Annotated in this window: 22 protein-coding genes; 14 read left to right on the top strand and 8 right to left on the bottom strand. The window is 59.7% G+C overall.

Annotated elements, in window-relative coordinates; genetic code table 11:
• Positions 1-80 precede the first annotated feature (80 nt).
• The gene (locus ACRZ94_RS03350) at positions 81-659 is read left to right on the top strand and encodes a TetR/AcrR family transcriptional regulator (protein ID WP_480796659.1); all 579 of its coding nucleotides are present in this window, start codon (positions 81-83) and stop codon (positions 657-659) included.
• Here the strand turns inward: ACRZ94_RS03350 and kynU are convergent.
• Complete coding sequence (gene kynU / locus ACRZ94_RS03345) at positions 652-1,845, bottom strand: kynureninase (RefSeq protein WP_480650341.1); 1,194 nt, start codon at positions 1,843-1,845, stop codon at positions 652-654. The two genes, ACRZ94_RS03350 and kynU, sit on opposite strands and share 8 nt — an antisense overlap.
• A 204-nt stretch (positions 1,846-2,049) precedes the next feature.
• Between kynU and ACRZ94_RS03340 the strand changes: the two genes are divergently transcribed.
• From ACRZ94_RS03340 to ACRZ94_RS03310, 7 genes are all read left to right on the top strand, one after another.
• Entirely contained in the window at positions 2,050-2,499 is a 450-nt protein-coding gene (locus ACRZ94_RS03340) for a methyltransferase family protein (protein ID WP_480650342.1), read from the top strand.
• Positions 2,500-2,627: 128 nt separating this feature from the next.
• Positions 2,628-4,199, top strand: coding sequence for a Re/Si-specific NAD(P)(+) transhydrogenase subunit alpha (locus ACRZ94_RS03335; protein ID WP_480650343.1), 1,572 nt, complete (start codon positions 2,628-2,630; stop codon positions 4,197-4,199).
• A 13-nt stretch (positions 4,200-4,212) separates the two neighbouring features.
• Complete coding sequence (locus tag ACRZ94_RS03330; protein WP_480796658.1) at positions 4,213-5,664, top strand: NAD(P)(+) transhydrogenase (Re/Si-specific) subunit beta; 1,452 nt, start codon at positions 4,213-4,215, stop codon at positions 5,662-5,664.
• A 151-nt stretch (positions 5,665-5,815) separates the two neighbouring features.
• Entirely contained in the window at positions 5,816-6,172 is a 357-nt protein-coding gene (locus ACRZ94_RS03325) for a VOC family protein (protein WP_480650345.1), read from the top strand.
• 105 nt (positions 6,173-6,277) lie between these two features.
• A complete protein-coding gene (locus tag ACRZ94_RS03320) occupies positions 6,278-7,555 on the top strand; it encodes a DUF3422 family protein (RefSeq protein WP_480650346.1) in 1,278 nt (425 codons plus the stop codon).
• A gap of 69 nt (positions 7,556-7,624) precedes the next feature.
• Positions 7,625-8,767, top strand: a complete 1,143-nt coding sequence (locus tag ACRZ94_RS03315; RefSeq protein WP_480650347.1) for an MFS transporter — start codon at positions 7,625-7,627, stop codon at positions 8,765-8,767.
• 51 nt (positions 8,768-8,818) lie between these two features.
• Positions 8,819-9,982 carry a M20 aminoacylase family protein gene (locus tag ACRZ94_RS03310; protein ID WP_480650348.1) on the top strand — a complete coding sequence of 388 codons (1,164 nt, stop codon included), beginning with the start codon at positions 8,819-8,821 and terminating at the stop codon, positions 9,980-9,982.
• A 47-nt stretch (positions 9,983-10,029) separates the two neighbouring features.
• Here the strand turns inward: ACRZ94_RS03310 and ACRZ94_RS03305 are convergent, their stop codons facing one another.
• Entirely contained in the window at positions 10,030-11,352 is a 1,323-nt protein-coding gene (locus ACRZ94_RS03305) for a 3-deoxy-D-manno-octulosonic acid transferase (protein WP_480650349.1), read from the bottom strand.
• Position 11,353: 1 nt separating this feature from the next.
• On the bottom strand, positions 11,354-12,361 hold the full coding sequence (gene moaA / locus ACRZ94_RS03300) for a GTP 3',8-cyclase MoaA (RefSeq protein ID WP_480796657.1): 1,008 nt from the start codon (positions 12,359-12,361) through the stop codon (positions 11,354-11,356).
• A 90-nt stretch (positions 12,362-12,451) separates the two neighbouring features.
• Between moaA and ACRZ94_RS03295 the strand changes: the two genes are divergently transcribed.
• Entirely contained in the window at positions 12,452-12,868 is a 417-nt protein-coding gene (locus ACRZ94_RS03295) for a hypothetical protein (protein WP_480650351.1), read from the top strand.
• Here ACRZ94_RS03295 and ACRZ94_RS03290 read toward each other — a convergent pair.
• The 4 genes from ACRZ94_RS03290 to glmU are packed head-to-tail and all read right to left on the bottom strand — an operon-like array spanning position 12,856 to position 17,267.
• Positions 12,856-13,545 carry a DNA alkylation repair protein gene (locus ACRZ94_RS03290; RefSeq protein WP_480650352.1) on the bottom strand — a complete coding sequence of 230 codons (690 nt, stop codon included), beginning with the start codon at positions 13,543-13,545 and terminating at the stop codon, positions 12,856-12,858. The two genes, ACRZ94_RS03295 and ACRZ94_RS03290, sit on opposite strands and share 13 nt — an antisense overlap.
• A complete protein-coding gene (locus ACRZ94_RS03285) occupies positions 13,545-14,087 on the bottom strand; it encodes a pyridoxamine 5'-phosphate oxidase family protein (protein ID WP_480650353.1) in 543 nt (180 codons plus the stop codon). Before ACRZ94_RS03285 ends, ACRZ94_RS03290 begins: the two co-directional genes overlap by 1 nt.
• 3 nt (positions 14,088-14,090) lie before the next feature.
• Positions 14,091-15,911, bottom strand: coding sequence for a glutamine--fructose-6-phosphate transaminase (isomerizing) (gene glmS, locus ACRZ94_RS03280; RefSeq protein WP_480796656.1), 1,821 nt, complete (start codon positions 15,909-15,911; stop codon positions 14,091-14,093).
• Between the two features lie 3 nt (positions 15,912-15,914).
• Positions 15,915-17,267, bottom strand: coding sequence for a bifunctional UDP-N-acetylglucosamine diphosphorylase/glucosamine-1-phosphate N-acetyltransferase GlmU (glmU, locus tag ACRZ94_RS03275; RefSeq protein WP_480796655.1), 1,353 nt, complete (start codon positions 17,265-17,267; stop codon positions 15,915-15,917).
• Positions 17,268-17,401: 134 nt separating this feature from the next.
• Here glmU and ACRZ94_RS03270 point away from each other — a divergent pair, with 134 nt between their 5' ends.
• The 3 genes from ACRZ94_RS03270 (at position 17,402) to ACRZ94_RS03260 (ending at position 20,628) form a co-directional block, all read left to right on the top strand.
• A complete protein-coding gene (locus tag ACRZ94_RS03270; protein WP_480650356.1) occupies positions 17,402-18,073 on the top strand; it encodes an HAD-IA family hydrolase in 672 nt (223 codons plus the stop codon).
• Positions 18,074-18,112: 39 nt separating this feature from the next.
• The gene (locus ACRZ94_RS03265; protein WP_480650357.1) at positions 18,113-19,303 is read left to right on the top strand and encodes a DegT/DnrJ/EryC1/StrS family aminotransferase; all 1,191 of its coding nucleotides are present in this window, start codon (positions 18,113-18,115) and stop codon (positions 19,301-19,303) included.
• A gap of 161 nt (positions 19,304-19,464) precedes the next feature.
• Positions 19,465-20,628, top strand: a complete 1,164-nt coding sequence (locus ACRZ94_RS03260; protein WP_480650358.1) for an isovaleryl-CoA dehydrogenase — start codon at positions 19,465-19,467, stop codon at positions 20,626-20,628.
• Positions 20,629-20,681: 53 nt separating this feature from the next.
• Here ACRZ94_RS03260 and ACRZ94_RS03255 read toward each other — a convergent pair whose 3' ends face one another.
• Entirely contained in the window at positions 20,682-21,287 is a 606-nt protein-coding gene (locus tag ACRZ94_RS03255; protein WP_480650359.1) for an OmpW/AlkL family protein, read from the bottom strand.
• A gap of 135 nt (positions 21,288-21,422) precedes the next feature.
• Between ACRZ94_RS03255 and ACRZ94_RS03250 the strand changes: the two genes are divergently transcribed.
• Complete coding sequence (locus ACRZ94_RS03250) at positions 21,423-22,955, top strand: AMP-binding protein (protein WP_480650360.1); 1,533 nt, start codon at positions 21,423-21,425, stop codon at positions 22,953-22,955.
• Positions 22,945-23,370 (top strand): hypothetical protein, encoded by a 426-nt coding sequence (locus ACRZ94_RS03245; protein WP_480650361.1) that lies wholly within the window; start codon positions 22,945-22,947, stop codon positions 23,368-23,370. Before ACRZ94_RS03250 ends, ACRZ94_RS03245 begins: the two co-directional genes overlap by 11 nt.
• The last annotated feature ends 78 nt before the right edge of the window (positions 23,371-23,448 follow it).

The following is a 23,448-nucleotide window of genomic DNA, read 5'->3' as shown; positions in this document are numbered from 1 at the left end:
TGGCTGGTTTCTGACATGTTTATCGAAAAGTGTCAGTGTGTCAATTGACAAAATAGACAAAAACTGTCACCAGTTTCCTCATGACTGAGACGATTGACGATTCACGGCAAAAGGCGATCCTGAATTCGGCCTTTCAGGCCTTTGCCGCCTACGGGTACAAGAAGACCTCGATGGACGACATCGCGCGCGGTGCGGGCATGTCGCGTCCGGCGGTGTATCTGCATTACAAGAACAAAGAGGCGATCGTCAGCAAACTGACCGAGGTCTATTATGCTGAAAAAACCCAAGCCGTGGCGCAGGCGCTTGCCGAAGAAGGGCCCGTATCCGAGGTTCTGACCAAGGCCGTTCAGGTGCAGACAGCCGGGATCGCGACGATACTGGCCTCACCTCATGGGCTTGAGATGCTGGATAACACGAAATCCATGGCGGCCGATATTGTCGCCGCCGGAGAGGCACGGCTGGCAGAGCTCTACACAGACTGGCTGCAGCGGCAGGCGCAGGCCGGGCGGGTACGTCTGCTGAACGATGCTGAGGAAACCGGGCGCACGATTGCGGCCACGCTCAAAGGGCTCAAACTGATCGGCGCGGGGGCTGAGGTGTATGAACAACAGGTTGCGCAGATCGCGGCGCTGATTGGCACCGGGCTGGAAGTCAGGTAACCCGCTGACGCACCTTGTATTCCGGCGTGTCCCACAGGCGGTTCTGCATGATGTCGGCCAGAATATCGACGGCGCTTTCCACGTCCTGCTCATCAACATACAGCGGCGTGAACCCGAAACGCATGATATCGGGGGCCCGGAAGTCCCCGATCACTCCGCGCGCGATCAGGGCCTGCATGGCGGCATAGCCTTCGGTGAACCGGAATGAGACCTGACTGCCGCGCTGGTGCGGGTCGCGCGGGCTGGCCAATTCCAGCTCGGGGCAGGTGGCTTCGACGCGGGTGATGAAAAGTTCGGTCAGTTCAATGGACTTGGCGCGCACATCGGCCATCTCGGCCATGTCCCAGATATCCATGGCCGCCGACAGCGCTGTCATCTGAATGATCGGAGGGGTGCCGACCCGCATCCTCTCGATCCCGGTTCCGGGGCGGTAATCCAGATCAAACGCGAACGGAGATTCGTGACCCAGCCAACCGGACAGGGCGGGGCGCACCTGATCGGCCAGACGCGGCGCGACGTAGATAAAGGCAGGGGCACCGGGGCCGCCATTGAGGTATTTATAGGTGCACCCAACCGCGAAATCGGCGTTGCAGCCGGACAGATCCACAGGAATCGCCCCTGCCGAATGGGCCAGATCCCAGACGGTGACGGTGCCATTGGCATGCGCCAACTCGGTCAGTGCCTTCATGTCGTGCATCCGGCCCGAGCGATAGTCGACCTCGGTCAGCATCAGAACGGCGACGTCTTCGGTGATATGTGCCGCGACCTCTTCGGGCGCGACCACGCGCAATTCGTAATCCGGCCCCAGTGACCGCAGCAGCCCGTCCATCATATACAAGTCCGACGGAAAATTCCCGCTATCGGACAGGACAACTTTGCGGTCGGGGCGCAACTCAAGGGCTGAGGCCACGGCCTGATAGACCTTGATCGACAGGGTATCGCCCGTCACCACCGCACCGGGTTCCGCACCGATCAGCCGCCCGATGCGGTCGCCCAATCCAACAGGCAGCCCCATCCACCCGGCCTTGTTCCAGCCGGTGATCAGCATTTGCCCCCATTCTTTGACCAGCATGTCACTGACCCGTTCCCCAGCAGCACGCGGCAAAGGGCCCAGAGAGTTGCCATCCAGATAGATAACTCCGTCAGGCAGATCGAACATGGCTTTGGTTGCTTTGAAGTCGGTCATGAGTGCTCCGCTTTGGTGGTCAGCCTGCTTGTTGAAGATGGCTAACTGATGCGCATTGAACTGTCTACCGACGCATACGTTCCTTACCTGGGCGCAATAAATTGCTGCGACTATCTGGGGTTTTGATATTCGTGTCGGAAAGCGGTAGACAAACTGTCGAAAACGACACTTTCAGCAGAAGTGACACGCAGGTACTACGCACGCATGCAAAAAATTGACATCCCTCCAATCTGGCTTCTGGGGGCCGCGTGCCTTGCGTGGCTGCAATCGCGCTTTCTGCCTATGGGATTGTCTTTAGAGAGTTGGTTCACAGATCTTGCAAGCGGATTGCTGATTGGCGGTGGCATTATTCTGGCAGCGCTGGCAGTTGTCGAATTTCGTCGCCACAAAACAACGGTCTTCCCGCATCAGACACCCTCGCGGATGGTGCAAACGGGTATTTTCAAGCGCAGCCGGAACCCGATCTATCTGGGCGATGTATTGATCCTGACAGGTTTGATCCTTCGGTTCGATGCTGTTCTGTCTCTGGTTTTGGTTCCGATCTTTGTCTGGCTGCTGGAGCGCCGCTTTATCCTGCCGGAAGAGGATCGAATGCGCCGCACGTTTCGTGCGGATTTTGCCCGTTATGAAAAGCAGACGCGGCGATGGATCTGAAATGGACGTTAGTGACACAACGTAACAAATGCTGCAGTTGCGAAATAATCTTTCGCAAGTTAGATGGAGAATTGACTAAAAATGCGAAACGCGCGCGCGAACATATCGAATATTAGGGGGACGCACCGTTGAAGATAGGAACGCCAAAGGAAACTTTTGACGGTGAGAACCGGGTGGCGATGACGCCGGACTCGGCCCGTCAGTTACAAAAGCTGGGCTATGAGTGCCTGATCGAAAAAGGCGCAGGCGCTGCCGCCGGGTTTTCAGATGCAGCTTATGAAGAGGCCGGGGTCGAGGTCATCAAAACTGCGGCTTCGCTTTGGAAAGCGGCTGATATCGTCGCCAAGGTCCGTCAACCCAACGAAACCGAGCTGAAGCGTCTGACCAAGGGCAAGACGCTGATTTCTTTCTTCAACCCGGCCGGGAATGAAGAAGGTATGGAGCTGGCCAAATCCAAGGGCGCCAACGTCATCGCCATGGAGATGGTGCCGCGTATTTCGCGTGCCCAGAAGATGGATGCTTTGTCCTCAATGGCCAATATCGCGGGCTATCGCGCGGTGATCGAGGCGGGCAACAACTTTGGCCGTTTCTTCACCGGTCAGGTGACGGCTGCCGGTAAGGTGCCGCCTGCCAAGGTGCTGATTGTCGGCGCGGGTGTGGCCGGTTTGGCTGCCATTGGGACGTCGACCTCGCTGGGTGCGATCACCTATGCGTTCGACGTGCGCCCCGAAGTGGCCGAGCAGGTCGAATCCATGGGGGCTGAGTTCGTCTATCTGGATTTCGAGGAAGACCAACAGGATGGCGCGGCCACCGGCGGCTATGCCAGCGTCCAGTCCGAGGAGTTCCGTGAGGCGCAGCTGGCCAAGTTCCGCGAACTCGCGCCCGAGATGGACATCGTGATCACCACCGCGCTGATCCCGAACCGCGAAGCGCCAGAACTTTGGACCAAGGATATGGTCGAAGCGATGAAGCCGGGTTCGGTCATTGTGGACCTTGCGGCGGAAAAAGGCGGCAACTGCAAGCTGACCGTGGCAGATGAGAAGATCGTGACCGACAATGGTGTGACCATCATCGGCTATACCGATTTTCCCAGCCGGATGGCTGCACAGGCCTCGTCGCTTTATGCAACAAACATCCGCCACATGATGACTGATCTGACGCCTGAAAAAGACGGTCAGATCAATCACGACATGGAAGATGACGTGATCCGCGGCGCGACCGTGACCCATGAGGGTGAGATCACCTTCCCGCCGCCACCGCCGAAAGTGCAGGCAATCGCGGCCCAGAAAAAGCCCGAGGTCAAGGAGCTGACCCCGGAAGAGAAAAAGGCGCAGGAGATTGCCGCCTTCAAGGCGCAGACCAAACAGCAGTTCACCCTGCTGGGCGTGGGTGGCGTGCTCATGCTGCTGGTGGGGCTGGTGGCTCCGGCCAGCTTCATGCAGCACTTCATCGTGTTCGTGCTGGCGGTGTTCGTGGGCTTCCAGGTGATCTGGGGCGTGGCGCACAGCTTGCACACTCCGCTGATGGCGATCACTAACGCGATCTCGTCGATCATCATCGTCGGGGCGCTTATGCAGATCGGATCGGGGTCGTTCCTGGTCATTCTGCTGGCAGCGCTGTCTGTTTTCATGGCCGGAATCAACATTTTCGGCGGCTTTCTTGTCACCCGGCGCATGCTCGCCATGTTCCAGAAATCTTAAGGAGGCCGGGTAGATGGAAGGCTTTACCACTGCCGCGTATGTTGTTGCGGCTGTTCTGTTCATTCTTTCCCTCGGCGGTTTGTCGAACCAGGAAAGCGCCAAGCGCGCTGTCTGGTACGGTATCGTCGGTATGGCGCTGGCGGTGTTCGCCACGCTGGTTGGTCCGGGTTCCGGTCTGTGGCTGTTTTCGCTGCTGCTGATCGCGGGCGGGGGCTTTATCGGCCAATATGTCGCCAAGCGCGTGCAGATGACCGAGATGCCGCAGCTGGTGGCCGCGATGCACTCGCTGGTTGGTCTGGCTGCTGTGTTCGTGGGGTTCAATGCGCATTTCGAAATCCAGAATGTGGCCGAGGTGTTTGCAATTGCCGATGCCGCAAAAGAGGTCGAACTGTCAGGTCTGGGTGATTTTGCTCAGCTGATCGCCAAGAAAACTCCGGCGGAGCTGGCGATCCTGCATGTGGAACTGTTCCTGGGTATCTTTATCGGTGCGATCACCTTTACCGGATCGGTCGTGGCGTATGGCAAACTGGCGGGCAAGGTGACATCCGTGGCCACGAAGCTGCCCGGCGGTCATGCCTTGAACGCGGCAGCTGCGGGTCTCTCGTTCATCTGTCTGATCTGGTACACCAGCTCGGGCGGGTTCTTCCCGCTGTTCCTGATGACACTTGCGGCGCTGTTCATCGGCTATCACCTGATCATGGGTATCGGCGGTGCCGACATGCCGGTGGTGGTGTCGATGCTGAACTCGTATTCGGGCTGGGCAGCTGCGGCGATTGGTTTCAGCCTTGGCAATGACCTGCTGATCGTTGTCGGCGCGCTGGTGGGCTCGTCGGGTGCGATCCTGTCCTACATCATGTGTAAGGCGATGAACCGTCACTTTGTCAGCGTGATCCTGGGCGGCTTTGGTGGCCCGCAGGGTGAACAGATGGCGGTTGAAGGCGAACAGGTGGCCATTGATGCTGATGGCGTTGCGGCGGCGCTGAACGACGCAGACAGCGTGATCATCATTCCGGGCTACGGTATGGCGGTAGCGCAAGCGCAGCAGTCGGTGTCCGAGTTGGTCCGTAAATTGCGCGCCAAGGGCAAAGAGGTGCGTTTTGCGATCCACCCCGTTGCAGGTCGTCTGCCAGGCCACATGAACGTTCTGCTGGCCGAAGCAAAGGTGCCTTATGACATCGTGCTGGAAATGGATGAGATCAACGAAGACTTTCCAGACACGGATGTGGCCATCGTCATCGGTTCGAACGACATCGTGAACCCTGCGGCGCAGGAAGACCCAAACAGCCCCATCGCCGGGATGCCGGTTCTGGAATGCTGGAAGGCCAAGCAGGTGTTCGTGTCGAAACGGGGTCAGGGTACCGGCTATTCCGGCATCGAAAACCCGCTGTTCTTCAAGGAAAACACACGGATGTTCTATGGCGACGCAAAACAGTCGCTGGACAAGCTCTTGCCGATGATCGACTGATCTGAGGCCGTTATCAAAATGCAAAGGGCGCCTGCGGGCGCCCTTTTCTTTTTTGGTGGTGATGGGGGCTTTGCCCCCAAACCCCCAGGATATTTTTGGCCAGATGAAGCAGGCGGAGTAGTATGGGCGCGTGTCGCGTTAGGAGGGTGGGATGCAGAAGGTGAATGGAATTGGCGGAGTGTTCTTTCGTGCGCGTGACCCTGAGGCTTTAACTGCGTGGTACGAGGAGCATCTTGGTGTATCGCATTACGATCCGGTGCCGTGGCGGCAGCGTGAGGGGTATACGGTTTTTGCGCCGTTTCCCGAGGATACCGATTATTTTGGGCGGTCGGATCAGCAGTGGATGATCAATTTCCGCGTTGATGATTTGGAGGCTCTGAGCAGGCAATTGGAAAGTGCGGGTATCGCGGTTGAAAGCAAGCCGGAATGGGACAGTGAGGTTGGAAAATTCGCCCGTATTCACGACCCCGAAGGCAACCCCATCGAGTTGTGGCAGCCAAATCAATGACCTGATTGGCGTGTATACTGTCGTATTCTCGCAAGTTCATGAAATGGAAGAGAATTGATGTCTCTGGCATTGCTCGTATAGTGCCCGCAGGAGACGGAGCCCTGAATGACGCCTATTGATGATCACCCGCTGCGCTATGCGCTGGCCAATGAACTGCATGCCCGCCCGTTTCCTGTGGCGGCGGCGCCCTGTACGGTGGTTTTTCTGGCGATTAAAAAGCCGGATGCTGCGGTGGCGCGGGACCGGGATCAGGACCTGGCCCATCTGATCCAGCTGCTGGATCGGCATGGCGCACCACATCCGCAGCCCGAGGCCACACATTACGCCGGACAGATCGGGCGGTATTGGCTGAAATGGGAACAGCATACTGAGTTTGTGACCTATACCGCGATTGCGCAAAACGTCAGTGACCGGGCGTTTAACCCGGCAGATTTTGAGGTGTTTCCTGCCGACTGGTTGGCCGCCAGCCCCGGACAACGGTTTACTTCGGCGATGATCCGTGTGGTGGAGCGTGAGGCGGATCAAAAGGTTGAGTCTGCGCTGGCGGATTGGTTTGAGCCCGAAAGCCTGGCCGTGGCGCGCGTATTGGATGATGCTGCGATCTGTGCCAGCGATTTCCGCATCGATCCCGCAGGGCATGTGCGGTTTGCGCTGTTTATCCCTGAGGGGACCGGGCGCCGCAGAACAGGGCGGCTGATCCAGCGTCTGTGCGAGATTGAGACCTATAAAGCGATGTCGATGCTGGGCTTTGCCCGCGTTAAGCAACTGACGCCACGGATCGGAGAGTTGGACGGGCAACTGACCCAGTTGATGGGGCAGATGTCGGGCAACTCGGCGCATCCGGATGAGTTGCTGCAACGGCTGCTGTCGACTTCGATCGAATTGGAGACGCTGTCGGCCCAATGTTCGTTCCGGTTTGGGGCGACAGGGGCCTATGAGGCCATCGTGAACCAGCGGGTCACAGTGCTGCGCGAAGAGCGGTTCAAGGGCCGTCAGAGTTTTGCCGATTTCATGATGCGCCGGTACGATCCGGCGATGCGCACGGTGAAATCGACCGAGCGCCGCCTGCAGGCGCTGTCGGACCGGGCCATCCGTGCGGGTGAGCTATTGCGGACGCGGGTTGATGTGGAACGCAGTGCACAGAACCAGGCGTTGCTTGAGAGTATGGACCGCCGGGCCGATCTGGCCTTGCGCCTTCAACACACGGTCGAAGGTTTGTCGGTGGTGGCGATCAGTTACTATGCGGTCTCGCTGGCTAGCTATCTGCTGTACCCGTTGACCAAGGCGGGGATCAGCAAGGGGATGCTGACCGCGGCGGTGACTGTGCCCGTTGTTCTGGCGGTCTGGTTCGGCATCAGGCAAATCCGTAAACGACTGGAGTGATCCGCGTTTGCCAAACCGGGCGCAAGCTGTAGAACTGACGCAACTGGCGTTGTGTTCAAAGGAAACCCCGTGATCGGACTCTGGGCTGCGTGGCGTGCTGTGGCGGCCATGTTCATTCTGAATGGTGCGCTGTTTGGTATCTGGGCGTCCCGTATTCCTGCGGTACGGGACAGGCTGGACCTGACGCATGAGGCGCTGGGCTATGGACTTTTGTTCATGGCGGCGGGGGCTGTGTGCTCGTTCCCGGTGACAGGGCGGCTGACCGACCGGTTCGGAGCCGTTGCGCTGACGCGGATCATTGCGGTTCTTTACACTGCGTCGTTGATCCTGCTTGCGCTTGCCGATGGGTTCTGGGCGTTGGCGGGATTTCTGTTCATATTCGGGGCCTTTCACGGATCGATGGATGTGGCCATGAACGCCTGGGCGGCTGAGGTCGAACAGACCTATGACAAGCCCGTCATGTCATCCTTTCACGCGATGTGGAGCCTTGGGGCCGGGTTGGGCGCGCTCAGCGGCTATGGTGCAGTGCAGATGGGCCTGTCGGTGATGCAGCACTTTTTACTCGCAGGGGGCGTGGTTGTTGCGCTGGCGCTGGCCTTGTCATGGGTCAGGTGGACGTCCCGTCGGGCTGAAACGCACGGCGGCGCGGTGTTTGCTTTGCCATCCGGTGCCTTGGTTCTGGTTGGCTTTACAGCGCTCTGCGGTGCGCTGGGCGAAGGGGCCGTGGCGGATTGGAGCGCGATTTTTCTGCGGGATGTAACTGGCGCGGCTGAGAGTGTCGCAGCCCTTGGATACGCTGTGTTTTCTGTGACCATGGTGGCGTTTCGATTGGCTGGGGGTTTTGTGATTGCGCGGTTCGGCCCCGTCGTGACGGCTCGTTTTGGCGGTGTTTGTGCAGCGCTGGGGGTACTGGGCGTGGTCACGGCTGCCGAGGCGGGTTTGGCGCTGGCCGGCTTTGCGTTGATGGGGGTGGGCTATGCCATGATCATGCCCTTGGCCTTTAGCCGGGCGGCCAATGATCCGAATGTGCCGCCCGGGCAGGCCATCGCCAGCGTGGCAACGCTGGGTTATGGCGGGTTGTTGATCGGCCCGCCGCTTATTGGGTTTTTGGCAGAGATGCTTACATTACGCTTGGCCTTTGCGGCGCTGCTGCCTCTGGCGGTGCTGATTGTCCTGCTGTCCGGCGCGCTGCGGCCTGCGCCTTTGGATTGACGACTACCCGCCGGGGCGTCTCCGGCGCAATGAACTGACTGGGAGAGACCTATGCCAATCAAAAACCGTTTTGCCGAGTTGCAGAGTGAAATCACCGAATGGCGTCGTGACATTCACGAAAACCCTGAAATCCTGTTTGAGACCCACCGCACCAGTGCCCTAGTCGCCGATAAGCTGAAAGAGTTTGGCTGTGACGAGGTCGTTACCGGCATTGGTCGCACGGGCGTTGTGGGGGTGATCAAGGGCAAGGTTGATACCGGCGGCAAGGTGATCGGTCTGCGGGCAGACATGGATGCGCTGCCCATCCATGAGGCGACGGGTCTGGACTATGCATCCAAGACCGATGGGGCCATGCATGCCTGCGGTCATGACGGTCATACGGCGATGCTGCTTGGGGCGGCGAAATACCTGTCGGAAACCCGGAACTTTGACGGCACCGTTGTAGTGATTTTCCAGCCTGCCGAAGAGGGCGGCGGCGGCGGTCGTGAGATGTGCGAAGACGGTATGATGGACCGCTGGGGCATTCAGGAGGTTTATGGCATGCACAACTGGCCCGGTCGTCCGGTGGGCAGCTTTGCCATTCGCCCCGGCGCGTTCTTTGCCGCCACCGATCAGTTCGACATTGCGTTTGAGGGCAAGGGCGGACACGCGGCCAAGCCCCATGAAACCGTTGATACGACCGTGATGGCTGCTCAGGCAGTTCTGGCCCTGCAAACGATCGCTGCGCGCAATGCGGACCCGGTGGATCAGGTGGTGGTGTCTGTGACGTCGTTCGAAACCTCGTCCACGGCGTTCAACGTGATCCCGCAGAAGGTGCAGTTGAAAGGGACGGTGCGCACGATGAGCCGCGAGATGCGCGATCTGGCTGAGGTACGTATCAAAGAGATTTGCGCGGGCGTTGCCGCGACCTTTGGGGGGGCGGCGGACGTAACCTATTACCGGGGCTATCCGGTGATGGTAAACAGTGATGCGCAAACCGATTTCGCGGCAGAGGTTGCACGCTCGGTGTCGGGCAATTGCGACGAGGCGCCGTTGATCATGGGCGGCGAGGATTTCGCCTTTATGCTGGAGGAGCGGCCGGGGGCCTATATTCTGGTTGGCAATGGCGATACTGCTGCGGTGCACCATCCCGAGTATAATTTCAACGATGAGGCCATTCCCGCCGGGTGCAGTTGGTGGGCTGAGATTGTTGAACAGAGGATGCCTGCGGCTTGAACGGACGCGCCGGGTGGGGGCTCTGCCCCCACACCCCCGGGATATTTTTAGCCAGATGAAGAGGGATCCTGGCGCGTCAGGTCGAGCTGGGCGCATAGGGTTTCCACCACGGCGTCGAGGGCCGATTGTTGGGTGTTGACGCAGGATTTGGCGGCTTGTTGTGCCGTGTTCAGGGCGTTTGGGTCGGAGAGCCAGTCTGACACGGCTTGGGTAAGGTCTGCGGCGGATTGTACTTGGATTGCACCGCCTGCCTTGATGAGAGGCGCGAAGGTCTCAGCAAAGTTGAAATAGCCCGGCCCGGTGATCACGGCTGCTCCGGCCTGGGCGGTTTCAAAGGGGTTGTGGCCTCCGATCTCTTTTAGGGAGCCGCCGAGGAACACGATGGGGCAGAGCGCGTACCATGTGCCGGTCTCGCCCAGCGTGTCGGCCACGTAGATTTGGGTGTCTTTGGTGATTGGGTCGTTTGCGGACCTGAACGCTGTCGTTTGCCCGGCGGTCTGGATCAGCCGTGCTACGTCAGCGCGGCGTTCGGGGTGGCGGGGGATCAGCAATAGCAGCAGGTTCGGCCAGCGTTTGAGCAGGTCCGCATGGGCGGCCAGAACCGTTTCCTCTTCGCCCGCATGTGTGGAACTGGCGATCCAGATGGGGCGGTCGCCAATCTGGGCGTGGATGTCGGACAGGGTGGACTGGTCCACCGGCAGAGGGTCGGACATAGACTTCAGGTTCGTGCCGGGTTGAACGCGCGCGGGCTGTGCGCCCATGTCGATCAGGTTTTTGGCGGTTTTGTCGTTCTGGGTCAGGAACAGGCGAAAGTGGTCCAGAATGAAGCGGGCCGTGTCGGAGCGTTTTTTCCAGCCTGCGACGGATTTATCCGACAGTCGGGCGTTGAGCAGGGCCAAGGGTATCCCGCGCCTCGCGCTTTCAATAATCAGGCGCGGCCAGATTTCGCTTTCGACAAAGATCCCCGCATCCGGCTGCCAGTGATCCAGAAAGCGCCGCACCGGGCCGGGCATGTCAAGCGGCGGGTATTGATGGCGGGCACGCGGTGGCATGCGTTTTTCGATCAGCGCCGCAGAGGTGGGTGTGCCCGAAGTGATCAGAAACGAGGCATCGGGCAGCCGTTCACCCAGCCGCTTGATCAGGCTGATGACCGACAGGGTTTCGCCCACGCTGGCGGCGTGGAACCAGATAATGCGTCCATCGGGGCGGGGCAGGCTGGCATGGCCCAGCCGTTCTTTTTGGCGAACACTGGGGACATCCGCGGCCTGCAGCTTTTTGCGAACCGCGCGCCAGACCAGAGGGCCCGCAACAGCGGTCAGACCGCAATACAGATGGTAGAGCAGCGTCGGTCGGCCAGAAGGGGCGGCCATATCAGCCGCCTGTGTGGCTCATGTGGCGGCTCATCTGGCCGTCGACCGCCTGACGGGAATAGTCGAAATCGTGCCCTTTGGGTTTGAGATTGATCGCAGCGCGGATCGCATCCTCAAGCGGTTGTTCGGTGTCGGGGTGGTCGCGCAGGGCACCGCGCAGATCAGCCATGTCCTCTTGCCCGAGGCACATATACAGCTCACCGGTGCAGGTCAGGCGTACGCGGTTGCAACTTTCGCAGAAATTATGGGACAGTGGCGTGATAAAGCCGATCTTTTGGCCCGTCTCCTCAAGCCGTACATAGCGGGCAGGCCCGCCGGTCCGCTCGGCCAGATCGGACACCGTATAGTGGTTCTCGTATTCCTTGCGCACGTCTTTCAGCGACCAGTACTGATCAAGCCGATCCTCGTTGCCGATATCGCCCATGGGCATGACCTCGATCCAGGTCAGGTCCATGTCACGCTCGGCACACCATTCGGTGATGCGGGGCAGTTCGGGTTCGTTAAAGCCTTTCAGGGCCACCGCGTTGATCTTGATCCTAAGACCGGCCTTTTGTGCAGCATCGATCCCATTCAACACCTGTTTCAGCCGACCCCAGCGGGTGACCTTGGCGAACTTGTCCTCATCCAGCGTATCCAGCGAGACATTTACCCGCCGCACCCCGGCCGCATACAGATCATCAGCAAAACGATGCAGCTGTGAGCCATTGGTGGTCAGCGTCAGTTCTTTCAGCGCGCCGCTGTCCAGATGGCGGGTCATGCTGTTGAAAAACGTCATGATATTGCGGCGCACCAGCGGCTCACCACCAGTGATCCGCAGCTTTTCCACGCCCATCTTCACGAAGGTCGAGCACATGCGGTCCAGCTCTTCCAAGGTTAGCAGGTCTTTTTTAGGGAGGAACTTCATATCCTCTGACATGCAATACACACAGCGGAAATCGCAGCGGTCCGTAACGGAGACGCGGAGATAGGTGATGGCACGTGCGAACGGGTCGATAAGCGGAGCAGTCATGCGTTATAGGTAAAGCCGGGACATGGCTTGGACAAGGGCGAAGTTTCCTTTGCGCTGGTACAGATGCGCACAGGGCGATAGGCTGTTGGTATGAAATATGCGCTAGTTGCCTTGATCGTTCTGCTCGCCGGGTGTGAAACCGTTAGGTCCACCACCGATCGTGTTTTGAAAACCGATAAGACTCCGCCCGAGGCTGAGGAGGTCGCGACCGAAGAGGTTGTCGAACCAGAGCCTGCTGTTGCAACGCGCGAAAGCTGGGTCGGGGCAAAGAAAACAATCGCTGGTTTGGGCGATCCGAGCACACCCGGTCGGTGGCTGCAGACACCACTGGTTGAAACTGAATTCACGGGGCGCGTCGTCGTGCCCAGAACCGGGGCGCAGGCCTACATTACTCTGGTGCCCGTCCCGGGCCCCGAAGGTGGCGGCAGCCGCTTGTCACTGGATGCGATGCGGGCCTTGCTGCTGCCGTTCGATGAACTGGTCGAGCTTGAGGTCTATTCTAACTGATCTTTGAGGTATTTTCCCGCTTCGCGGCGGGCAAAGGGTTTCATGTCCGCGCCGTGCCGGGACAGAAAGGCGATGACGCGGTCTGCGTCGTGCTTTGACAGCTCGCGCAGCCACCAGGCGATTGCTTTCTGGATGAACCAATCGCGATCATGGACGTAATCCGCAGCCCATCCCAGAATGCGATCCCTGCGCGCCAGATCGTCAGGTTTGGGATGGTTTTGTTTGGTCCACGGCAAAGTCGCAACCAGCGCCGCGCGCCGTGTCCACATGTGATCTGACGCCGTCCAGCGTTCGACCTGATCCAGCCGCGCAGGATCGGCTGACAGGCGTTTCTGCATTGCCATGCAGGCGTGGTCGGCCACGGCCCAGGCGTCAAAATCCGGCAGCCAGCTTTGCAACAGATCCCAAACCGCGTCATCCGGGCGAATGCGGGCCTGTGTCAGCAACTTTGCAGCGGCAATGCGGGCTTCGTGGATGTTGGTTTGCCAAAGAGCATCTGCCAGTTCGACCCGCGAGGGCACATCCAGATCCTGACGCCAGCTTTTGCTCAGGTCGTTCAGGATGGGGTTCCCAACGCCCAGATAGGGGCGGTCGACCTTGTGATAGGCGGCCATCTGCGCGCCGCGCTCGGTATCTGCATGGGCCTTGATCTGATTCAGATAGGTTTCAGGCACCATCAGCTTGGAACACCGGTCGGCTTGCCGTCGATCGTCTGTTGGTTCTTTTCCACCCAATAGGCGCGGATGTCGTCATCCGTTTTGCCATCCACCCATTTCTGCATCGTGTCACGCTCGGCCCGGTAGTCCATGAAGGGCACCGCATAACCGCAGGATGTCTGAACCAGATCAATATCCAGATCATAGATTTGCCGCGCGCTGCGGTGGTCCGGGAACAGCTTGGCCAGTGCGTCCCAGCCTTCGTCGCCCGCATGCAGGGTTTGCGCGGTCCCATAGGTGCGCAGAATCAGCGGGCGCGTGGTGAAGGAACACCACATCAGTGTCATGCGGTTGACCTCAAGCAGATGACCGGCGGTTTCATTGCCGCTGCCGGTGATGTTCATCCACACGATCCGGTTCGGGCCCAGCACCCGCAGGGAATCCATACCCTTGGGCGAGATATTGACCCGCCCCTCTGCCGCCGCTGTGCCGACAAAGAACATGTGCTGATCTTCGATGAACTTGCGCTGTGCGTCATCCAGTGATGGGAACTGCTTGGCCATGTTTCACTCCACGGTTACAGATTTTGCCAGATTGCGGGGCTGATCCACATCCGTGCCCTTGGCGACGGCTGTATGATAGGCCAGCAACTGCGCCGGGATCGAATAGAGGATCGGGACAAGGCTGGGGTGTACATAGGGCATGCGGATCGTGTTCCAGACGCCGTCTTCGGCCTGCGCGATGCCGTCATCATCGGATACCAGAATGACCTTGCCCTTGCGCGCCATCACCTCTTGCATGTTCGAGACCGTCTTGTCGAAAACCGTATCGCTGGGGGCCATGACCACCACCGGCATGTGTTTGTCGATCAGGGCGATAGGGCCGTGCTTTAGCTCGCCCGACGCATAACCTTCGGCGTGTATATAGCTGATTTCCTTAAGTTTCAGCGCGCCTTCCATGGCCAGAGGATACATCAGGCCACGTCCCAAAAACAGAACGTCGCGCGCCTCCGACAGGCGTTGTGCGGATTTCTTGATCGATCGGTTCTGATCCAGAGCGGTATTCAGAACGGTGGGCAATCCACGCAGGGCGGCGGCGTGATCGGCCAGTTCTTCGTCGCTTAGCGTGCCCCGGTCTGCGGCGGCCTTGAGAGCCAGCATCAGCAGCACGCTCAGTTGGCAAGTGAACGCCTTGGTCGAGGCCACCCCGATCTCAACCCCCGCATGAATGGGCAGGGCAATATCGCTTTCCCGCGCGATCGAGCTTTCGGGGACGTTGACCACCGACACGATCTTGTCGGCCTTGCCCTCGCAATAGCGCAGGGCCGCCAGTGTGTCGGCTGTTTCGCCGGATTGGCTGACGAACAAGGCCGCTGTGCGCCCGGTAATGGGAGGTTCGCGATAGCGGAATTCGCTGGCGATATCGACTTCGACGGGCATCTGGGCCAGCTGCTCGAACCAGTATTTTGCCGTCAGGCAGGCATAGAAGGCCGTGCCACAGGCCACCATCGTCAGCCGGTCCAGCTTGGTGAAATCCAGATCGCCGGGCAAGACGACATCATCCCCGCCGGTCGGCAGGTAGGATCGGATGGCTTCGGCGATCACCACGGGCTGCTCGGCAATCTCTTTGGCCATGAAATGCTTGTAACCGCCTTTGTCGGCCCGCGTTTGATCCAGCTTGATCTGCCGGGTCTCGCGATTGGCCAATTCACCGGCTTCGTTGCGGATTTCCAGTGAGGTTCGGGTCACGACCGCGCGATCGCCTTCCTCAAGATAGGTGATGCGGTCGGTCAGCGGGGCCAGGGCAATCGCATCCGAGCCTATGAACATCTCACCATCGCCATGCCCGATCGCCAGCGGAGAGCCCCGGCGGGCGGCCACGATCAGATCGTCCTCACCATCGAACAGAAAGGCCAGCGCAAAGGCCCCTTTCAGACGGTTGATGGTCTCAAAGGCGGCTTCGACAGGGGGCATTCCCGACTTCAGATAGTGTTCGGCCATCAGCGCCACGGTTTCCGTGTCGGTCTCGGTCACGAAATCCACGCCATATCCGGCCAGTTCGGCCCGCAATTCGCGGTAGTTTTCGATGATACCGTTATGAACCACAGCAACCGGTCCGGCCTTATGCGGATGCGCATTGGTCACAGAAGGCACGCCATGTGTGGCCCATCGGGTGTGACCAATGCCGGATTTCCCGGGCAGCGGATCATGCACCAAAAGGTCGCTGAGGTTGACCAGCTTGCCCACCGCACGCCGCCGCCCCAGCGCGCCATTGTTGACCGTCGCGATACCCGCGCTGTCATAGCCGCGATATTCAAGCCGTTTCAGCGCCTCGACCAGCGTGGGCGCGGCTTCGTGCTGCCCCAGAACACCTACGATACCACACATGTCTTAGCTTCCTTTATCGCGACGAGCTTTCTTCGCCTTCAACATCTCAAACAATTTGCTTGCATAGCCGGGTTTGTTGTCCTGCTTGGCGCGGGCCACGGCCAGCGCGTCGGGCGCGACATCGCGGGTCACAACCGTGCCGGTCGCCGTCATTGCGCCATTGCCGACGGTCACAGGGGCCACCAGCATGGTGTTCGAGCCGATGAACACGTTCTCACCAATGGTCGTCTGATGCTTCATCACGCCGTCATAATTGCAGGTGATCGTGCCTGCACCGATATTCGACGCCGCCCCGACCGAAGCATCGCCGATATAGCTGAGGTGATTGACCTTAGCGCCCTCGGCGATCTCGGCGTTCTTGATCTCGACGAAGTTGCCGATGCGGGTGTTTTCGGCCAGTTCCGCGCCGGGGCGCAGGCGGGCATAGGGGCCAACCACGGCACCCCGGCTGACATGGCAGCCTTCAAGGTGCGAGAACGCCCGGATCGTCGCGCCGCTTTCAACAGTGACGCCGGGGCCAAAGACCACGTTTGGTTCGATGACCGTGTCGCGTCCGATAATCGTGTCCGCCGCCAGATAGACCGTGTCAGGGGCCATCAGGGTCACCCCAAGCTCAAGCAGCTCAGCCCGGGCGCGGGTTTGAAAGACGGCATCTGCTGCGGCCAGATCGGCGCGGGAATTGACGCCCAGCGTCTGCGCCTCGTCACAGGCAACCGCGGTCACGTTCAGATCACGGCTGCGGGCGATTTCGACGACATCGGGCAAATAATACTCGCCAGCGGCGTTTTCGTTGCCCACCGCGTCGATCAAAGAGAACAGCGTCTGAGCGTCACAGGCCAAAAGACCAGAGTTGCAGAGGGAAATAGCGCGTTCTTCTTCTGATGCGTCCTTGAATTCGACGATCCGCTCCAACCGGTCGCCATCCATGACAAGTCGGCCGTAACGGGCGGGGTCTGCGGCCTCAAACCCCAGAATGACCAGATCGTTTTGCGCGCGCGCCTCAATCATACGCTCAAGCGTGTCGGGCTGCAGGAACGGCGTGTCGCCATACAGGACCACGACGTCGCCGTCGAACCCGTCCAGCGCGGCACGGGCCTGGGCAACCGCATGGGCGGTGCCCAGCTGTTCTTCCTGAACGGCGATCTGCGCAGTTTCATCCTCGGCCTTGGCGACCTTTGCGACGGCCTCGGACCCGTGGCCAGTGACGATCACGGTGCGTTCGGGCGACAGAACAGCCCCGGCGCGCATCGCGTGGACCAGCATCGGAGCCTGAGCGATGGGATGCAGTACTTTTGGAATATCCGAATTCATTCTGGTGCCTTTACCAGCGGCCAGGATGACAAGAGCAGTACTCATGAAAACGATTTCTCTTTGTGTTTTGTTGCGGCCCGTTTTATCCGCTGATGGCAAAGGCGCAAGCGGTTAGCTCATCAAACTAGATTGCCGTTTGCAACATCTTATGGCGGGAACCTGCCGAGCAAGGAGGCACAATGCGCACCGTGATCTTCGATCTGGACGGAACTTTGGCGGATACGTCGGGCGATTTGCTTGCGGCCGCCAATCACTGTTTTCGTGAAATGGGTCATGGCGATGTGCTGGTCCACGGGCAGGATGCGGGTATTGCCCTGCGCGGCGGGCGGATGATGCTGACCCATGGGCTGAAACGGGTCGGGGCCTATGACGAAGACACGGTTCACGCCTATTACCCGACGCTTCTGACCGCTTATGCGCAGGCGATCGACACCCATACGCAGTTTTACCCCGGCGCACTTGAGGCGGTCGCGCTTTTGAAATCGGCAGGCTATGGCGTGGGGATCTGCACCAACAAGCCCGAGGCGCTGGCCCATCAGTTGTTGACCCGGATGGGAGTGCGGGACCAGTTTGCCTCGCTGGTTGGGGCAGACACACTGCCGGTGCGCAAACCCGATCCCGAACCGCTGCGCGAGGCGGCGCGGCGGGCAGGGGGGCACCCGGACCTGTGTGTGTTGATCGGCGATTCAGATACCGACCGCAATACGGCGCGCGCTGCTGGTGTGCCCTCGGTTCTGGTCACGTTTGGCCCGTCAGGCGACGACATGGCGGCGCTGGAGCCCGAAGCCCTGCTGCATCACTTTGACGATCTGCCTTCCGTGGTCGAAGGGCTGATCGGTGCGGCGGCGTAGGCCCTTGACCGAAACCCAATGGCGCATCAGAACAAACCTATGACCGAGATATTCAATGGCAGTTTCACCCAGCAGGAACCCATCCCCGACGAGGCCATCGAGGCCGCGCTGGCCGTTCTGCGCCATGGCCGCCTGCACCGCTATAACGTAGCGCCCGGAGAGCTGGGCGAGACCGCTTTGCTGGAACAGGAATTTGCTGCGCAAACGGGGGCGAAGTATTGCCTTGCTGTGTCGTCTGGCGGTTACGCTTTGGCAACGGCCTTGCGGGCGGTCGGAGTGCAGCCGGGTGAGCCGGTTCTGACAAATGCCTTCACGCTGGCGCCGGTGCCGGGGGCCATTGCCTCGGTCGGGGCAAAGCCGGTGTTCGTAGGTGTAACTGAGGCGCTGACAATCGATCTCGACGACCTTGCGGCCAAGCTGGATCAGGCGCGGGTGCTGATGCTGAGCCACATGCGCGGGCATCTGTGCGACATGGATCGGCTGATGCGGATTTGTGATGCGGCGGGCGTCACGGTGATCGAGGATTGCGCCCATACGATGGGGGCCGCGTGGCGCGGGCAGCTTTCGGGGCGGCAGGGGGCGATAGGGTGCTATTCCTGTCAGACCTATAAGCATGTGAACTCGGGCGAGGGTGGTCTGCTGGTCTCCGACGACGAAGAGCTGGCCGCAAAGGCGACGATGCTCTCTGGCTCCTACATGCTCTATGAACGTCATCTGGCCGCGCCGGGCCCCGAGGTGTTCGAGCGGATCAAATACACCACTCCGAATGTGTCAGGCCGTATGGACAATCTGCGTGCGGCGATTCTGCGCCCGCAGCTGCGCGATCTGGATCGGCAGGTGCAGCGGTGGAACGAGCGTTACGATGAGATTGCCGCCGGGCTGCGCGGAACTCCGGGCCTGACCTCGGTCGAGCGCCCGCCGGAAGAGAGCTATGTCGGCTCGTCCATCCAGTTCCTGTTGCTCGATTGGACGCCCGAACGCATTGCTGAGGTGATCCGGCGCTGTGCGGCCCGCGGGGTTGAGATCAAGTGGTTCGGCGGGGCCGAGCCCACCGGGTTCACATCGCGTTATGACAGTTGGCGCTATGCGGATAGCGAACCCTTGCCGGTCAGTGACAGAATTTTGGCAGGCATCATGGATATGCGTGTGCCGCTGACCTTGTCGCTGGAAGATTGCCGGGTGATCGCGCGGATCATCCGCGCCGAGGTCGGCACGGTCTATCAATCGTAATCCAGCGGAGTGCGCTTGCAGCGCACGCTCTATCTGTTTTGAAACGCCGCCCCTTGGGGCGGCGTTTGCGTTCGCACATCCGCCATCGTTGACCGGGGCAGGATTCGCTGTTATCTGTTTATTGAACACTTGTTCATTAACCGTGGAGGAGGAGCCCGCAGATGTTCATGGCCACAATGCAATTCGATCTGGGGGATGAGGTGAATGCCCTGCGGGACATGGTGCATCGCTGGGCGCAGGATCGGGTCAAGCCGATGGCGGCCGAGGTCGACAAGTCAAACGCTTTTCCCAATGAGCTGTGGCAAGAGATGGGCGATCTGGGCCTGTTGGGGATCACGGTGTCCGAGGAATATGGCGGCGCGGGCATGTCCTACCTTGCTCATACCGTCGCAATTGAGGAGGTGGCGCGGGCCTCGGCCTCGGTTTCGCTGTCGTACGGCGCGCATTCGAATCTATGTGTCAATCAGATCAAGCTGAACGGCACCGATGAGCAAAAGGCGAAATACCTGCCCCGTCTGATCTCGGGTGAACATGTGGGCGCGCTGGCGATGTCCGAGGCGTCCGCCGGCTCCGACGTGGTGTCGATGAAGCTGCGGGCGGAAAAGCGCAACGATCACTACCGTCTGAACGGCAACAAATACTGGATCACCAATGGGCCGGATGCGGATACGTTGGTTGTCTATGCCAAGACCGACCCGGATGCGGGGTCGAAAGGGATCACAGCCTTTCTGATTGAGAAAGAGATGACCGGTTTCTCGACCTCCCCCCATTTCGACAAGTTGGGGATGCGCGGATCGAACACCGCCGAGCTGATTTTCGAAGATGTCGAGGTGCCGTTCGAAAACGTTCTGGGCGAAGAGGGGCGGGGCGTCGCGGTCCTTATGTCCGGTCTGGATTATGAACGGGTCGTGCTGGCCGGGATTGGTACGGGCATAATGGCTGCCTGTCTGGATGAAATCATGCCCTATCTGGCCGAGCGCAAACAGTTCGGCCAACCCATCGGCAGCTTTCAACTGATGCAGGGCAAGATTGCGGACATGTATACTGCGATGAATTCCGCCCGGGCCTATGTCTATGAGGTCGCCAAGGCATGTGATCGGGGCGATGTCACCCGTCAGGACGCGGCGGCCTGCTGTCTATATGCGTCCGAACAGGCAATGGTGCAGGCGCATCAGGCCGTGCAGGCGATGGGCGGGGCGGGCTTTCTGGCAGATTCCCCGGTCAGCCGCATTTTCCGCGACGCCAAGCTGATGGAGATTGGTGCAGGCACCAGCGAAATTCGCCGGATGCTGGTTGGACGGGAATTAATGAGCGAAATGCTGTGATGAAAAAAAACGCCCCGCACCCGAGGGAAGTGCAGGGCGTTCTTTGGAAGGTATCAGAAACGATGGACGTAGGTTACGCCGACCAGCCAGGGATCGATCTCGGCTTCGCCGATATCGGCACCGTTCAGCGACACGTCCGAGTCGATGTCAAACCAGCGCACGTTCAGACGCACAGAGCCTTTCTCGGTCACGGCGTAATCCAGGCCAGCCTGCAGGGCGAGACCGACCGAATTGTCCAGTTCGAGGTCACCCAGAGCCGAGTTTTCATCGAAGAAGATGGTGTAGTTGATACCGGCACCGACATAGGGCGTCCATGCGCTGCCTGTGTCGAAGTGGTAATTCAGCGACAGGGTGGGCGGCAGGTGCTTGAGGCTGCCTGCGTCGATGTTGCCACCCAGTGTGACTTCGTGGCTGAACGGCGTTGCGGCCAGCAGTTCGATGCCCAGATTGTCGCGCACAAAGTACTCGACGGTGAAGATGGCGCTGACGTCGGAATCGACCTCGGCATCAAGCCCGGCCAGAGTGCCGTTGTTGGATTTGGGGTCCAGATAGCCGGCACCGATACCTACGGTCCAGTCACCTTGGTTCTGAGCGAGAACAGGAGAAGCCAGCGCAACAAGCGCGGTGGAAAGTGTCAAAGCGGCGAGTTTTTTGGTCATTTTACAGCCCTTGAATTTGTTGATGACACGCTTTTGACCCAGCCAAGTGTTGCGAACTCTGATCTGTATCAAGTTTTCGTTATTGCCCGTGGTCCGGTGTGTTCGGAAAACAACAAAGAAATCGGGGGTTAGCGCATGAGCCCCGCAAAAAGCATGGCGGATATGCAAAAACCTGGGGTCTGGGACATTCCTGATCGTCTCAACATGGCCCAGCAATGCCTCGCTCAGTCCGCTGAACGGGTCGCTATCATCGATCTAACCGGGGATGCCCGAGAAGATGTGACGTATGCCCAGCTCAAGCGGATGACCGATGGTATCGCGCGGAGGCTGCAGCCACAGGTCCGCGCGGGCGATCGGGTCGGTGTATTGCTCAGCCAGTCCCCGTGGTGTGCGGCAGCTCATCTGGCGATCTGGAAACTGGGTGCGATCTCGGTGCCGCTGTTCAAGCTGTTCAAACATGACGCGCTGGCCTCTCGGGTGGGCGATGCCGGGGCGCAGGTGGTTCTGACGGATGCCGAGGGAGAGGCGCTGCTGGGCGATCTGGCGCGTTCATTGCGGGTTGATCAGATCGCGCCCTCGGATGATCCGTTGCCCTGCGCAGATACCGGCCCTGAGGACCCGGCGGTGTTGATCTATACCTCCGGCACCACGGGCAGTCCCAAGGGGGCCTTGCACGGGCACCGCGTCCTGACAGGCCACCTGCCGGGCGTTTCGATCAGCCACAACCACCTGCGCGACGGTGACTGTCTGTGGACCCCCGCCGACTGGGCCTGGATTGGGGGGCTGTTCGATGTGTTGATGCCGGGCCTCGCGCTGGGCATTCCCGTGGTGGCTGCGCGGCTTGAGAAGTTCGCCCCCGAGGCCTGCGCCGATGTGATCGCGCGCGGCGGCGTGCGCAACGTATTCTTTCCGCCCACCGCGCTGCGGATGCTGAAAGCGGCGGATCAGAGCATCCCCGGCCTGCGCTCGGTCGCCTCGGGCGGTGAGCCGCTGGGGGCCGAGATGCTGGCCTGGGGGCAAAAGGCGTTCGATCTGACGATCAACGAATTCTACGGGCAGACCGAATGCAACATGGTCGTGTCCTCTTGCGCGCAGGATTTCCCGGTGCGCCCCGGCTGTATCGGCAAACCGGTGCCGGGGCATGACGTGGCGGTGATCGACGAGACGGGGAACCCGACCAGTGAAGAGGGCGACGTTGCCATCCGGCGCGGCTCGGCCTCGATGCTGCTGGAATACTGGAACCGGCCCGAAGAGACCGCGCAGAAGTTTCGCGGTGACTGGCTGATCACCGGCGACCGCGGCGTGTGGGAGGATGACTATCTGCGCTTCGTGGGGCGCGATGACGACGTGATTACGTCCGCCGGATATCGGATTGGCCCTGCAGAGATTGAGGACTGCCTGCTGACCCACCCGGCGGTGGCAACGGTGGGCGTGGTCGGGAAGCCTGACCCTCTGCGAACCGAGATCGTGAAGGCCTATGTGGTGTTAAAACCGGGGGCTGAGGCGTCTGGCGCGGAGTTGCAGGACTGGGTCAAGGAACGTCTGGCGCAGTATTCCTATCCACGTGAGGTGGCGTTTTTGGAGGAATTGCCGATGACGGTGACAGGGAAGGTTATTCGGAAGGAATTGAAGGTGCGGGCGACGAGGGAGGTTGAAAGTGGCTGCTGATACTTTTCCAAACCGTCTGAATTGGCTGATCTGGCAAGCTATTCGGCATCCTTACATGACCAAGTGTCCCGTATGCGCTGCCAAAATTTCACAGAATATGTTGTTCAAAGCTCTCCGCCGAAGCAAACGCTTGGGCAAAAAGGAAGGGGCGGCATGCCCATCATGTAACACTATTTTGCAGTTTGAGAGAGGGCGCCGTTACAACTTTGTTCTAACTCTAAGCGTTTTCATGTTTGTGTTCGGTGGTGGTGTTGGCGCGGTTTTTTTCTCACAGTTTGGCGCAACCAGCTATTTTCACGAAGCGAGAGGAGGCGTTGAACCGAATTTCCTCGGCTTCTTATTGTTGATTATCCTGTTCGCTTACCCAGCAGCCGCGATGACGTGCAAATTGCTTAAAGTAGAGGCCATCGAATGAGAGCTTTCGCTGATCAGGTCGCCGTTCATCTCTTGTCCTTCGGCGAGAAACTTAGAAGTAGCCTGATATCTAGGACCT

It is taken from the genome of Ruegeria sp. CH10, from assembly GCF_056537125.1.
Note: the sequence above shows the minus strand (reverse complement) of the source record. Positions and strands in the feature narration are given on the sequence as shown.